The 14,810-nt window shown below is 68.5% G+C and carries 9 protein-coding genes; all 9 read left to right on the top strand.

Translation table 11 applies throughout. The features are described 5' to 3' along the window. Positions 1 to 3: 3 nt before the first annotated feature. The 9 genes from tssF (at position 4) to WS92_RS00070 (ending at position 14,809) form a co-directional block, all read left to right on the top strand. Complete coding sequence (tssF, locus tag WS92_RS00110) at positions 4 to 1,863, top strand: type VI secretion system baseplate subunit TssF (protein ID WP_059931548.1); 1,860 nt, start codon at positions 4 to 6, stop codon at positions 1,861 to 1,863. Next, positions 1,860 to 2,849 carry a type VI secretion system baseplate subunit TssG gene (gene tssG / locus WS92_RS00105; protein WP_015603404.1) on the top strand — a complete coding sequence of 330 codons (990 nt, stop codon included), beginning with the start codon at positions 1,860 to 1,862 and terminating at the stop codon, positions 2,847 to 2,849. Before tssF ends, tssG begins: the two co-directional genes overlap by 4 nt. Positions 2,850 to 2,851: 2 nt before the next feature. Continuing rightward, positions 2,852 to 5,704, top strand: coding sequence for a type VI secretion system ATPase TssH (gene tssH / locus WS92_RS00100; protein ID WP_059931550.1), 2,853 nt, complete (start codon positions 2,852 to 2,854; stop codon positions 5,702 to 5,704). After that, positions 5,695 to 7,986 (top strand): type VI secretion system Vgr family protein, encoded by a 2,292-nt coding sequence (gene vgrG / locus WS92_RS00095; RefSeq protein WP_061083794.1) that lies wholly within the window; start codon positions 5,695 to 5,697, stop codon positions 7,984 to 7,986. Before tssH ends, vgrG (WS92_RS00095) begins: the two co-directional genes overlap by 10 nt. Before the next feature lie 114 nt (positions 7,987 to 8,100). After that, on the top strand, positions 8,101 to 10,392 hold the full coding sequence (gene vgrG, locus WS92_RS00090) for a type VI secretion system Vgr family protein (protein ID WP_061083793.1): 2,292 nt from the start codon (positions 8,101 to 8,103) through the stop codon (positions 10,390 to 10,392). Between the two features lie 3 nt (positions 10,393 to 10,395). Beyond that, on the top strand, positions 10,396 to 12,612 hold the full coding sequence (locus tag WS92_RS00085) for a DUF2169 family type VI secretion system accessory protein (protein ID WP_059931557.1): 2,217 nt from the start codon (positions 10,396 to 10,398) through the stop codon (positions 12,610 to 12,612). Continuing rightward, positions 12,612 to 13,682 (top strand): pentapeptide repeat-containing protein, encoded by a 1,071-nt coding sequence (locus WS92_RS00080; protein WP_015602998.1) that lies wholly within the window; start codon positions 12,612 to 12,614, stop codon positions 13,680 to 13,682. Before WS92_RS00085 ends, WS92_RS00080 begins: the two co-directional genes overlap by 1 nt. A gap of 2 nt (positions 13,683 to 13,684) precedes the next feature. Further along, positions 13,685 to 14,383 carry a DUF3540 domain-containing protein gene (locus WS92_RS00075; protein WP_059931559.1) on the top strand — a complete coding sequence of 233 codons (699 nt, stop codon included), beginning with the start codon at positions 13,685 to 13,687 and terminating at the stop codon, positions 14,381 to 14,383. A 36-nt stretch (positions 14,384 to 14,419) separates the two neighbouring features. Then, positions 14,420 to 14,809: a DUF4150 domain-containing protein gene (locus tag WS92_RS00070; RefSeq protein WP_009914464.1), complete on the top strand. Its 390-nt coding sequence runs from the start codon at positions 14,420 to 14,422 to the stop codon at positions 14,807 to 14,809. Position 14,810: the final 1 nt, after the last annotated feature.

Below are 14,810 nucleotides of genomic sequence, written 5' to 3'. Positions count from 1 at the left end.
GCGATGAATTTCCTCGATCACTACAACGACGAATTGCGCCAACTGCGCGATGCGGGCGCGCGCTTCTCCAAGGAGCACCCGCAGGTTGCGTCGGCGCTCGGGCTGCATCCCGATGCGGTCACTGATCCGTTCGTCGAGCGGCTGCTCGAGGGCGTCGCGTATCTGTCGGCGCGCGTGCAGAAGCGGCTCGATCGCGAGTGCGCGGAGTTCGCGCAGCAGGCGCTCGGGCGCATCTGTCCGCTCTATATGGCGTCGACGCCCGCGATCTCGACGTTCGCGTTCCATCCGGATCTCGGCTCGCCTGACGCGTTTCGCGGCAACACGCTGCCGCGCGGCTCGCTCGTTGCCGCGCACCTGCCGGGCCGCAAGCTGCCGGTGATGTTCTCGACCGCGCGCGACGTCACGCTGCTGCCGCTGCGCATCGCGTCGGTCGAGTGCAGACGCAGCATCACCGGGCTGCCGGCGCTGCTCGCGCAGCGGCTTGCGTCGTCGCACGCGGTGCTGCGCTTCAGGTTCGAGGTCGAGGGCGGCGCGTCGATCGCGGAGCTCTCACGCGAGGATGACGGATTCAAGCCGCTGCACCTGAGCCTCGCGGGCGATCTGCCGCGCGCGTATGCGCTGCATCGCGCGATGCTCGCCGACACGACCGCGTGGTACGCGCTCGTGTCGACGAACCGCGGCGACGAGGTGTTGACGCTGCCGATGTCGGGCATCCGGCTGTCCGGCGTTGACGACGCGGAGGCGCTGCTGCCGGAGGAGTTCGGCGGGTTGCCCGGCCTGCGGCTGTTGCGCGAGTACTTCGCGCAGCCGACGCGTCTGCTCGGCGTCTACGTCGACGCACTGGCGGAGATCGCCGCGAAGGCGCCGTCCGCGCGCGCGTTCGAGCTGTTCTTCGCGTTGCGCGACGCGCCGGGCGATCTGGTCGGCGACGTCGACGCAAGCCAGTTTCGCCTGTTCGCTACGCCGGCGATCAATCTGTATTCCAAACGTTTCGATCCGGTGCCGTACGACGCGAATCAGCCCGAGCAGTGGATTCCCGTCGACCGGATGCGGCCCGCCGCGCATCACCTGTGGGCGCTGACCGAGGTGTTCGTGTGCGAGACCAACGGCCGCGCGCATCGCGCGCGCTCAGTGCTCGAGACGGCGGGCTACGAAGGGCATGAAGGCTCGATCCGCTACGGCATGCGGCGCGAGGACGCGCTGCTTGTCGACGGCGTGCGGCGTGATCGGTTCGATCCGCTCGCAAGCCACGACCTGATCGCCGTCTCGATGGTCGACGACACGCTCGCCCCGGACGACGTCGCGACGATCACGGGCCGCGCGCTCGTGGCCGATCGCGACTGGCGTCCGAGCGGGCTGCTCGACGCCGAGCTGCAACTGCTCGATCCGACGGCGGTGAAGCGCATCGAGTGCCTGTGGCCGGCGAGCGCGCCGCGCGGCAAGCCGAGCATCGACGCGTGCTGGGAGGCCGTGTCGCACGTCGGCCGCAATCCGCTCGCGCTGCGCGCACCGCAGCAGGACGTGACGGCGCGCATCGTCGAGCAGTTGCTGCTCGCGATCGACAAGGACGACGCGCTCGACCGTCAGCGGCTCGAGAGCCTGCGCTCGGTCCTGCTGCGCTCGCGCTTCGTCGCGGCGGGCCGCGCGACGCCGACCGCGCTCGTGCGCGCGACGCAGGTCGAGATCGACATCGCCGAATCGCTGCACGCGGATCGCGGCGGCTGGCTGTTCGGGCGGCTGCTCGCGCACGCGCTCGCCGAGGCCGCGACGCTCAACGACGGCATCGAGATCGTCGTGCGGCTCGACGGCGAAGCGGCGAGCACGCACACGAACGTCGCGTCGCGCGACGGGAGGCTCGCATGACGACGCTCGAGCGCGTGACCCAGGCGCTGACGCCGCGCCGCACGTTCTTCGAGCTGATGCGGCGGGTCGAAGCGCTGCAGCGCAGGCACGACAAGCGCTCGGCGCGCAGGCGCCGGATGCCGAAGTGGCTGCGCATCGAGCAGCCGGCGGAGATGCATTTCGCGAGCACGGAAGTCGAGCGCGTGCACGTGGCGCTCGCGCGCTTCATCGAGGACGACGACCACCCGCAGGTCACGGTGGCCCAGCGTCACTTCGGGCTGTTCGCGCCGTACGGGCCGCTGCCGTTGCACGTGACCGAGCACGCGATGCAGGAGAAGCGCTTCGAGCGCAACGCGGCGTTCGAGCGCTTCGTCAACGTCGCGTGCGGCGATCTCGCATGGCTGCATTACTCGGCGTGGTCGTCGATGCATCCGGTGCTCGGCTACGAGCGCGCGCGCAATCCGTTCGTCGAGCGCGTGACGGCGCTCGCCGATGCGCGTCGCGCGCAGCAGGGCGACGGCGAGCCGTTCGAGCAGCACGCGCTTGCATGCCGGCGCGCGTTTCCGGGCATCTACTGCGCGCCGCGCCGCTCGCTCGCCGATCTGCAGCGGCTGCTGTGCGCGTACTTCGGCGTCGCGCTGCGGGTCGTGCCGCGCCACGGCCGCTGGGTGCCGGTGCCGGCCGCGCCGAGCCGCGCGCGGCGGCTCGGCGGATGGCGGCTCGGCGCGCGGATCTGGGATGTGCAGCACTCGGTCGAGATCGTCGTCGGTCCGATCGAGGCCGACGAGTTCTACCGGTGGCAACGCCGCGCGGCCGCCGTGATGGCGCTGTCCGCGGTCGTGACGGATTTCGTCGACGGACGAATTTACCCCGTCATCAAGGTTCAGGTGTGGACGCGCCCTGAGCTCGCAGGAAGGGTTGGGTGCATGCGCGTCGGCGTCGACGCGTGGTCACGGCCGAATCGGGCGCTGCGCACCTTGACTGTCTTTGAATCTTTTCGGGACTAGACGTGAATCGCGAACGCATATTCAACTGTCTCGGCCGCACGACCTATGCGGCCCTCGTCGATGCGACGGCGCTAGGCCGATCCCGTCGGCACGCCTTCATCGATCTCGATCACTGGGCGCTGTGCCTGCTGCAGCGCGAGCAGAGCGATCTCGCCCGGCTGTTCGAGCAGTTCGGCAGCGATGTCGGCGAAGCGAAGCGCCGGATGGAGAAGGCGCTCGACGGCTTCGACGTCAGCGGCGACTCGCTGCGCGACATCTCCAGCTCGCTCGAGCGCAGCGTCGGGCCGGCCGTCATCTGGAGCCAGATCGCGGCGCGCGCGGCCAAGGTGCGCTCCGGCCACCTGCTGCTCGCGTGGCTCGACGAGGATCTGACGCGCCGCTGGCTGCAGCAGCGCGTGCCGAGCGGCATCACGTCGGTCGCGCTCGACGAAGTGGTGAAGCGCTACGAGGCGCTCGCGGCCGGCTGGCCGGAGACCGACGAAGCGCCCGCCGCGGCCGGCGGCGGCGCGCTCGGCGAGCATGCGGGCGAAGCCGGCGCCGAAGGCGCGAGCGACGCGCTCGCGAAATGGGCGACGTGCGTGACCGAGCAGGCCGCGCGCGGCGAGCTCGATCCCGTCGTCGGCCGCGACGACGAATTGCGCACGGTGATCGACATCCTGTCGCGCCGCCGGCAGAACAACCCGATCCTCGTCGGTGAGGCGGGCGTCGGCAAGACGGCCGTCGTCGAGGCGCTCGCGCAGAAGATCCATGCGGGCGCAGTGCCGCCGGGCCTCATCGGCGCGCAGGTATGGGCGCTCGATCTCGCGCGGATGCAGGCGGGCGCGGGCGTGCGCGGCGAGTTCGAGCAGCGGCTGAAATCGCTGATCGACGCGGTGATTGCGTCGCCCGCTCCGATCATCCTGTTCTGCGACGAGACGCACACGCTGATCGGCGCGGGTGGCGCGGCCGGCACGGGCGACGCGGCGAACCTGATCAAGCCGATGCTCGCGCGCGGCCAACTGCGGATGGTCGCCGCGACGACGTGGTCCGAATACAAGCAGTACATCGAGCCGGACGCCGCGCTCGTGCGGCGCTTCCAGGCGGTTCCCGTCGACGAGCCGGGCGACGACGCGGCGGTCGACATGCTGCGCACGATCGCGCCGCGCTTCGCCGCGCATCACGGCGTGCGCATCGTCGATTCGGCGCTGCGCGGTGCGGTCGAGCTGTCGCGCCGCTATCTGCCCGCGCGGCAACTGCCGGACAAGGCGATCAGTCTGCTCGACACCGCGTGCGCGCGCGTTGCGATGAGCCAGAACTGCGCGCCCGCCGAGCTCGAGCGTTTGCGGCATCAGGCGTTCGCGATCGGCCAGACGCTCGATTGGCGCGCGAGCGACCGCCGGATGGGCGTGCGCACGCCGGGCGACGAAGCCGGGCTCGAAGGCCGCCGCGCGAGCCTCGTGCAGCAGGCGTCGACGCTCGAGACGGTGGTCGGCGCGCAGCGCGACGAAGTGCGGTCGTGGCTCGCGCGCCTGAACGACGAAACGCATGTGTCGGCCGATAGCGACGGCGACGGCGATTCGTTCGCCGCGCGCATCGGCGCGAATCGCTGGGTGCGTCCGTGGGTCGACGAGCACGTCGTGTCGGAGGTGCTCGCCGAATGGACGGGCGTGCCCGTCGCGCAGCTCGCGCAGGACGACGCGCAGCGCGTCGTCGAGCTCGAGGGCGCGCTGAACGCGGGCATTCACGGGCAGACGGGCGCGATGCGCTCGATCGCGCAGGCGCTGCAGGTGTCGCACTCGGGGCTCAACGATCCGCGCCGGCCGCTCGGCGTGATGCTGCTCGCCGGCCCGACCGGCACCGGCAAGAGCCAGGCGGCCGCGAAGCTCGCCGAGCTGTTGTTCGGCGGCGAGCGCAACCTGTTGCAGTTCAACATGAACGAATTCCAGGAAGCGCACACGGTGTCCACGCTCAAGGGCGCGCCGCCCGGATACGTCGGCTACGGCAAGGGCGGGCGCCTGACCGAGGCGGTGCGCAAGAAGCCGTATAGCGTGCTGCTGCTCGACGAATTCGATCGCGCGCATCCGGACATTCATGAGGTGTTCTATCAAGTCTTCGATCAGGGCTGGATGGAGGACGGCGAAGGCCGCCGGATCAGCTTCCGCAACTGCCTGATCCTGCTGACGAGCAATCTCGGCGACGTCGAGATCGAAGCGGCGTGCAAAGCCGATCCGCGGATTTCGCAGGCGAAGCTCGACAAGCTCGTCGGCGAGCGGCTGCAAGGGCGCTTCTCGCCCGCGCTGCTCGCGCGGATCCAGCTCGTCGCGTTCCGCCCGCTCGACGTCGACGCACTGACCGGCGTCGCGACGCAGGCGCTCGACGAGCTCGGCGAGCGCCTGGCCGAGAACGATCTGCAATGGCGCGCGGACGAAGGCGTCGCGTCGTGGGTCGCGCACGCGGTGTCGCAGCATCCGGCGAACGGCCGCGCGGTGCGCGACCTGCTGCGCCAGCACGTGATGCCGGCCGTCGCGCGCGGCGTGCTCGCCGCGCGGGCGGAAGGGCGCGCGCTGAAGACGGTGCGGCTCGCCGCGCACGAGAAGCTGTCGCTCGTGTTCGACGAGGACGCGTGGGAGCTGAGCGGCACGGATGCCGCGGCGCTCGGCGAGCAGGCGGATGCGGCGGCGCGCGAGGCAGCCGCTGCAGCGCAAGCGCGCGACGCGCACGAAGATGCGCATGGCACCCCCGAGTCGCATGACGCGCATGAAGCGATCGGCGGCGCGCGTGCCGATGCGGGCGACGAACCTCAGGCCGACGCGCATCGGTCCGACGAAACGACCTCGGCGAACGCCGGCACGACGGGAGAACCGTCATGCGTCTGATCGAACTGCGTAGTTCCCTGCTGGACCCGGACGCGGTGGCGCTGAGCTTCGTGGTGCACGAGAGCCTGTCGCAGGAGCCGACGTATCAGCTCGACCTGCTGAGCCACGACCCGGATCTGGATTTCGACGCGCTGCTCGGCTCGACGCTGTCGGCGGACATCGATCTGGGCGGAGGCGATGTGCGCACGTTCAACACGCACGTGTTCGGCGGTTACGACACGGGGCAGATGAGCGGGCAGTACACGTACACGCTGGAACTGAGGAGCTGGTTGTCATTTCTTGCGGAGAACCGCAACAGCCGGATCTTCCAGAACGTGAGCGTGCCGCAGATCGTCGAGCAGGTGTTTCAGGGGCACCAGCGCAACGGTTATCGGTTCGAGCTGGAAGGCGCGTACGAGCCACGCGAGTACTGCGTGCAGTTCCAGGAAACGGATCTGAACTTCGTGAAGCGGTTGCTGGAGGACGAAGGGATCTATTTCCGGGTCGAGCACGAGCAGGACCGTCACGTCGTCGTGATCTCGGATACGCAGCGGTTCGAGGATTTGCCGCTGCCGAACGATGAGCTCGAATACTTGCCGGACGGCGAGGAATCGCGAGCGATCCAGGGGCGCGAAGGCGTGCAGCGGTTGCAGCGCACGCGGCGGATCAAGTCGAACAACGTTGCGCTGCGCGACTTCGACTATCACGCGCCGTCGAACAAGCTCGATAGCGATGCGCGGCAGGAGTCGCCGCCGAATCTCGAGGGGATTCCGCTCGAATACTACGACTACGCCACGGGCTATCGGGACCCGGATCAGGGCGAGCGTCTCGCGCGCCTGCGGCTCGAAGCGCTTCAGGCGGAATCGCACACGCTGGTGGGCGAGGCGAACGCGCGCGCGCTGGCGACGGGCCGGGCGTTCACGCTGATCGGGCATCCGGCGCTGGGCCGCAATCGGCGGTACTACGTGACGAACAGCGAGCTGACGTTCATTCAGGACGGACCGGATAGTACGTCGCAGGGGCGCAACGTCGCGGTCAAGTTCCGCGCGCTCGCCGACGATCAGCCGTATCGGCCGCTGTTGACGACGCCGCGCCCCGAAGTGCCGGGCATCCAGAGCGCGACGGTGGTGGGGCCGGAGATGTCGGAGGTGCATACCGACAAGCTCGGGCGCATCCGCGTGCACTTCCATTGGGACCGCTACAAGACGACCGAGGCCGATGCGTCGTGCTGGATTCGCGTGTCGCAGGCATGGGCGGGCAAGGGCTGGGGCGTGATCGCGATGCCGCGGGTCGGGCAGGAAGTGCTCGTCACGTATGTCGACGGCGATCTCGACCGGCCGCTCGCGACGGGCATCGTCTACAACGGCGAAAACCCGACGCCATACGACTTGCCGAAGGACATCCGCTACACGGGCCTCGTGTCGCGCTCGATCAAGCGCGCGGGCGGCTTCCAGAACGCAAGCCAGATCACGTTCGACGACCAGCGCGGCGCGGAGCGCGTGATGATCCATGCGGAGCGCGACATGCAGCAGACGGTCGAGCGCAACAGCTCGACATCGATCGCGCAGGACCTGAACCTGTCGGTGAAGGGGACGTCGACATCGGTCGTCGGAATCTCGGTCAGCTTCACCGGAATCTCGGTGTCGTACACGGGGCTGTCGGTGAGCTTCACCGGCGTATCGGCGAGCTTCACCGGCCTGAGCACGTCGTTTACCGGCGTGAGCGCGAGCTTCACCGGCGTGTCGACTTCGTTCACTGGCGTCGATACGAGCTTCAAGGGCGTCTCGACCTCGTTCACCGGCGTCGACACGAGCTTCAAGGGCGTATCGACTTCGCTTACCGGCGTGAGCACGAGCATCACCGGTTCCAGCAATTCGGTGACGGGCGTGTCGAACAGCATGACGGGCATCTCGTCGTCGTGGACCGACGTCAGCATGTCGACGACCGGCCAGTCACAGAGCATCACCGGCGTGTCGCTGTCGTACACGGGCACGTCGAACAGCATGACGGGCACGAGCACGTCGGTGACGGGCAGCTCGACGAGCATCACCGGCACGTCGATGTCGAACACCGGCAGCTCGACGAGCATCACGGGCACGTCGATGTCGACGACGGGCAGCTCGACGAGCGTCACCGGGTCGAGCGTGTCGACGACGGGCAGCTCGGTCAGCACGACAGGATCGAGCGTATCGACGACGGGCAGCAGCGTGTCGACGACAGGCTTCAGCTTCTCGTACACCGGCGTCAGCTATTCGGATACCGGCATCGACCTGAAGAAGGTCGGCATGCAAGTGAAGAGTTGATCCTATGAGCGATATTCATTCACAAGCGGTTGCTTCGGCCGCGTCGCCTGACGGGAACGGCTCGCTGCGCGCGGCGTTTGCATCCGCGGATGCCGGGACGATCGGAGGGCGGCCATGCGTCTGATCGAATTGCGTAGTTCCCTGCTGGACCCGGACGCGGTGGCGCTGAGCTTCGTGGTGCACGAGAGCCTGTCGCAGGAGCCGACGTATCAGCTCGACCTGCTGAGCCACGACCCGGATCTGGATTTCGACGCGCTGCTCGGCTCGACGCTGTCGGCGGACATCGATCTGGGCGGAGGCGATGTGCGCACGTTCAACACGCACGTGTTCGGCGGTTATGACACGGGGCAGATGAGCGGGCAGTACACGTACACGCTGGAACTGAGGAGCTGGTTGTCATTTCTTGCGGAGAACCGCAACAGCCGGATCTTCCAGAACGTGAGCGTGCCGCAGATCGTCGAGCAGGTGTTTCAGGGGCACCAGCGCAACGGTTATCGGTTCGAGCTGGAAGGCGCGTACGAGCCGCGCGAGTACTGCGTGCAGTTCCAGGAAACGGATCTGAACTTCGTGAAGCGGTTGCTGGAGGACGAAGGGATCTATTTCCGGGTCGAGCACGAGCAGGACCGTCACGTCGTCGTGATCTCGGATACGCAGCGGTTCGAGGATTTGCCGCTGCCGAACGATGAGCTCGAATACTTGCCGGACGGCGAGGAATCGCGAGCGATCCAGGGGCGCGAAGGCGTGCAGCGGTTGCAGCGCACGCGGCGGATCAAGTCGAACAACGTTGCGCTGCGCGACTTCGACTATCACGCGCCGTCGAACAAGCTCGATAGCGATGCGCGGCAGGAGTCGCCGCCGAATCTCGAGGGGATTCCGCTCGAATACTACGACTACGCCACGGGCTATCGGGACCCGGAGGAGGGCGAGCGTCTCGCGCGCCTGCGGCTCGAAGCGCTTCAGGCGGAATCGCACACGCTGGTGGGCGAGGCGAACGCGCGCGCGCTGGCGACGGGCCGGGCGTTCACGCTGATCGGACATCCGGCGCTGGGCCGCAATTGGCGGTACTACGTGACGAACAGCGAGCTGACGTTCATTCAGGACGGACCGGATAGTACGTCGCAGGGGCGCAACGTCGCGGTCAAGTTCCGCGCGCTCGCCGACGATCAGCCGTTCCGGCCGCTGCTCGTCACCAGGCGGCCGCGCGTGTCGGGTCTCCAGAGCGCGACGGTGGTGGGGCCGGAGATGTCGGAGGTGCATACCGACAAGCTCGGGCGCATCCGCGTGCACTTCCATTGGGACCGCTACAAGACGACCGAGGCCGATGCGTCGTGCTGGATTCGCGTGTCGCAGGCATGGGCGGGCAAGGGCTGGGGCGTGATCGCGATGCCGCGGGTCGGGCAGGAAGTGCTCGTCACGTATGTCGACGGCGATCTCGACCGGCCGCTCGCGACGGGCATCGTCTACAACGGCGAAAACCCGACGCCATACGACTTGCCGAAGGACATCCGCTACACGGGCCTCGTGTCGCGCTCGATCAAGCGCGCGGGCGGCTTCCAGAACGCAAGCCAGATCACGTTCGACGACCAGCGCGGCGCGGAGCGCGTGATGATCCACGCGGAGCGCGACATGCAGCAGACGGTCGAGCGCAACAGCTCGACATCGATCGCGCAGGACCTGAACCTGTCGGTGAAGGGGACGTCGACGTCGGTCGTCGGAATCTCGGTCAGCTTCACCGGGATCTCGGTGTCGTACACGGGGCTGTCGGTGAGCTTCACCGGCGTATCGGCGAGCTTCACCGGCCTGAGCACGTCGTTTACTGGCGTGAGCGCGAGCTTCACCGGCGTGTCGACTTCGTTCACCGGCGTCGATACGAGCTTCACCGGCGTCTCGACCGGATTCAAGGGCGTCGACACGAGTTTCACCGGCGTCGCCACGTCGATGGTCGGCGTCGCGACGAGCATGACGGGCTCCAGCAATTCGGTGACGGGCGTGTCGAACAGCATGACGGGCATCTCGTCGTCGTGGAAGGACGTCAGCATGTCGACGACCGGCCAGTCGCAGAGCATCACCGGCGTGTCGCTGTCGTACACGGGCACGTCGAACAGCATGACGGGCACGAGCACGTCGGTGACGGGCACCTCGACGAGCATCACCGGCACGTCGATGTCGAACACCGGCAGCTCGACGAGCATCACGGGCACGTCGACGTCGACGACGGGCAGCTCGGTGAGCACGACGGGCTCGAGCATGTCGGCCACCGGCAGCTCGGTGGGCACGACGGGTTCGAGCGTATCGACGACGGGAAGCAAGATGTCGGTCACCGGCTTCAGCTTCTCGTATACGGGGGCGAGCTACGAGGACGTGGGCGTCGATCTGAAAAAGCTCGGGATGCAGACGAAGAACTGACCTATGCGACATATCAAACCACAAGCGGCCCTCGTGGCCACGACCAATACGCAGATCGGCGCGCAGCCGATGCTCGGCATCAGCGTCGGGATGGGATTCCGGCTCGATCAGCCGTCGATCCTCGTGCACGAAGCGGCTGTCTGGGAGGCGCTGAAGGCGGCCGCGCCTTCGCTGCCGCTGTACGAGGCCGCGTTGCCGAAGCAGCGCGCCGAATGGCTGCTCGCCGGCCACTCGGTGCACGCGGTCGCGCCGCTCGCTCGCTCGCGGGACGTCGACTGGACCGCCTGGGTCGAGCTCGACGGCGTGCGCAAGATCGTTTCGTGCGCGGCGCAGTCGGGCGACGAGCATGCGCCGGGGGGCTACGCGCGCATCGCGATCGATCACCGGCACGCGGCAGCGGGCGGCGCGCAGGAAAACCCGTTCGGCATGGCGTCCGGCACGCCGCCGTTGCAGCAACTGAGCACGTTCGGCGTCGGCCCCGCGCCGCTCGCGGCGATGGGCGCGATCGGCAGCGACTGGCCGGAGCGCACGCAATGGATGCCGGCGCGGCCGGGCACGGTCGACGCGATGGCGCAGGACGGCACGCACATGGGCTGGCCCGCGGACGTCGATCTGCGCTTCTTCCAGCAGGCGGCGCCCGACCAGTGGGCGCGCGGCGAATGCTGGACGCCCGGCGCGCCTTTCGAGATGAGCGGCTTCGGGCCGCAGGGCGAGGGCTTCGCGGGCGAGCTGCCGCGCATTGCGCCGGTCGCGCTCGTGACGCGCAACGGCCGGCCGGGGATCGAGCGCCTGACGTTCAAGCAGCAGACGGCGTGGTTCCTGCCCGATCGCGGCATCGGCGTGCTGTGGTGGAATGGCGCGGTCGCGCTCGACTTCCTGCTCGACGACAGCCCGACGATGCTCGTCACCGCATTCAAGGACGACGCCGAGCGCATCGACGTCGGCGCGCTGATGAAGTTCGCCGATCAGCGCGCCGATCTGAACTGCACCGATCCGCTGCAGCAGGCGGATCACGAACTGATGCCCGCCGTTGCGAGGGGCTGGACCTGGGAGATGATCCTCGACACGGAAGACCACCCGCGTTTCGCCCCGGCGCCGCGCGGCTATGAAGAAGTCCGTGCGCGGGTCGAGCAGAACCGCCGCGAGCTGGCCGAGGCGCGCGACGCGGGCGAGCGGCTCTCGGCGTTCGAGGAAGCGAACCGCAACGCGAAGCTGCCGGGCGCGCCGCGCGGCGGCGAGAACTGGCGCACGCGGCTGCGCCAGGCGAAGACGCCCGAGCTCGCGAACGTGACGATTCGCGACGCCGATCTGTCGTCGATGCGCTTCGACGACTGGAAGTTCGACGACGTGCGCTTCGAGCGCTGCACGTTCGATCGCAGCGAGTGGGCGAACTGCCGGCTCAATCAAGTGCATGCGGTCGATTGCTCGTTCGCCGACGTGAAGATGAGCGACGGCTGGTGGAAGGGCGGCAAGCTCCAGCGCTGCAATCTCGAGCGCAGCGCGTGGCTGAACGTCGAGATCGAGCGGATCTCGCTCGACGAGTGCCGGCTCGACGATCTGAAGGTTGCGGGCGGATCGTGGTCGATGCTGGCGGTGCAGGGGCGCGGCGGCGTGCGCGGCGACGTTCAGGATGTCCAATGGAATTCGGTGTCGTGGTCCGAGGTGAGCGCGCCGGGGTGGACCTGGACGCGCGTGCGCGCCGACGACCTCGCGATCGTCGAGTGCGGGATGGCGGGCCTCGCGGTGTCGCAATGCACGCTCGCGAAGCCGAGCATCCTGCTGACCGACCTGTCCGCGAGCATCTGGCAGCGCAGCATGCTGACGTTCGCGGTGCTATCGCACGGCACGTCGATCAACGGCGCGCGGCTCACCGATTGCGTGTTCAAGTCGTCGAGCCTGCAGGAGCTGCGCGCGGACCGCGTGCAAATCGACCACTGTTCGTTCATGCAACTGAACGCGCAGCACCTGCATGCGCAGCAGTCGCACTGGAGCCGCACGGTGCTCGACGGCGCGAACGTGATGCATGCGCAACTGACGGGCACGTCGTTCGACCGCTGCTCGCTGAAGGAGGCGATGTTCTATGGCGCAGACATGCGGCAGACGCGGATGCGCGACTGCAATCTCGTCCGGGTCCGCACGTCGTGGATCCATCCTCCGGAAGCGGGCGCGTGGCGAGGCAATCTGAACGCCGGCCAGCTCGACGTGCCGAGGAGGGCGTGATGAGCAAGATCCGCTCGGCGGTGCCGCCGCCGCCGCTACCCGAAATCGTCGAGGGGCAGCGCTACGCATCGCCGCAGCGGGGCGTCGCGCTCGCGGACACGCTGTTCGTCGATTGCCACTTCGAGCGCGTCGAATGGACCGGCTGCCGGCTGTCGAACCTGCGCTTCGTGAACTGCACGTTCGATGCGAACCGTTTCGATCGCTGCGAGCTCGTGAAGCTCTCTCACGAATCGAGCCGGATCCGCACGGGCGCGTGGACGCAGAGCGCGCTGCAGCGCGTGACGTTCGACGAATGCGAGATCGACGGCGGTACGTGGACGGGCTGCCTGCTGAAAGATGTCGTGTGCACGCAATCGAAGGGCGGCGCCTGGACGTTCGACGCCGTGCGCGGCGCGCACGTGTCGCTCGTCGCGGGCGACTACGCGGGCGTCACGCTGCGCGGCGGCCACTGGAGCGACACGTCGTGGATCGGCTGCCGGCTCGCCGATCTGCGGCTCGAATCGGTCGGGCTCGAGAACCTGATCGCCGGGCAAAGCGGCTTCGAGTGCGCGGTGCTCGTCGAATGCCGCGGGATCAACGTGCGCTGGATCGATTCGCGCATCGAACGGATGACCGTGCACGGCTGCGAGCTGAAGCAGGCCGCGTGGTCGCACAGCACATGGGCGACGGGCGAGATCCATGCGAGCCGGCTGCCGATCGCGAGCTTCGATCACGCGAGCGTCAACGGCCTGACCGTGACGAACAGCGAATTGCCGCAGGCGATCTTCGACAGCGCGAGCGTCGCGGACAGCGCGCTCCAGGGCGTGCGCGCGCCGCGCATCGCGTTGCGCGACGCATGGCTCACGCGCGTGAACCTGTCGGGCGCGCAATTGCAGCAGCTCGACGCGCGCGGCGCGCATCTGGAGCGCGTCGATCTGCGCGGCGCCGATTGCCGCGGCGGCAATCTGATCGGCCAGCTTCGCCACACGTGGGCGGCGGCCGATACGCGGGACGCGGTTTTCGAGGAAGCCACGAGCGCCGACGACCGGCTCTGGTGGCAGCGAGTGCAACCCGGAGCAAGAGGAGTTTGACGATGAGCACGCGGGAAATGGCTGTCGCGCACGACGCGCTTGCATACGAAGGCGACGACGATTCGGCGTCGCGTCGCGCGCTGACGCGAATCATGAAGGGCGGCGGGCGCGATGCCGATGCGAGCGCGCGCGCCGCGTCCGCGGACGTGCCGGCGCGCGAGTCGGCGCCGCCGGCGAACGCCGCCGCGACGACGGCGCTCGCGCGCATCGACGGCGAGCGCACGGCGGCGGGCGAATGGCGCGTCGCGTTGCGCCCGGGCGTCGTGCTGCGCGCGAAGAAGGCGGTGAGCTGCGTCGTCGCGCCTCGGGCGGGCGACCTCGTGCAGATCTGCCGCGAAGGCGAGCGGTGCTGGGTGCTCGCGGTGCTCGAGCGCGGCGGCGCGAGCGATGAAGCGAACGACAGGACCAACGACGAGGTGACGCTGGATTTCGGCGACGCGCACGTCGCGCTTCGCGCGCGCGACGTGCGCGTCGAGGCGCGCGATCGTTTGTCGCTCGAGGCCGCGCAGCTCGCGAGCCGCGCGCAGGTGGTGACGCAGGCGGCGGCCGAGCGCCAGACGCACGTGAGCGGCACCGACGCGACGCACGCGGGCAGCACGGTCGTCCACACCGAGCGGCACATGGCGATGCACGCGAAGAGCGCGGCCGTCACGGCGGCGTCGCTCCTGAAGATCGACGCCGGCCAGATCCACATGGGCTGAGCGTCGCTCGCGCCCGGTTTCTAGAAGGAGGCAATCATGTTTGCAAATTGCTCTGCGGGAGGGATGGCGATCGCGCCGGGGAACGACGTCTGCAAGACGCCGCCCCTCGCGATTCCCATGCCGTACACGAACATCGCGAACAAGCCGGAGGCCGTGCCGAACGTGCCGAACATCCTGATCAACGGCGGGCCGGCTCACAACATGAACACGATCATTCCGGTCACGCACAGCGACGAGCCGGGATCGATGGGCGGCGTCGCGTCGGGCACCGTGTCGGGGCCGTCGCGGCACGCGAAAGGCTCGAGCAAGGTGATGATCCAGGGCGCGCCGGAGACGCGCCTCACGGACACCAACCTGCCGAACAACCAGAACACGGCCGGCTTTTCCGCCGTTCCGTCGCAGACGATCACGATGACACTCAGCTAAG

This window comes from Burkholderia sp. MSMB1588 (assembly GCF_001546925.1).
GTDB classification, from domain to species: domain Bacteria; phylum Pseudomonadota; class Gammaproteobacteria; order Burkholderiales; family Burkholderiaceae; genus Burkholderia; species Burkholderia humptydooensis.
This window is presented reverse-complemented; position numbering and strand designations above follow the sequence as displayed.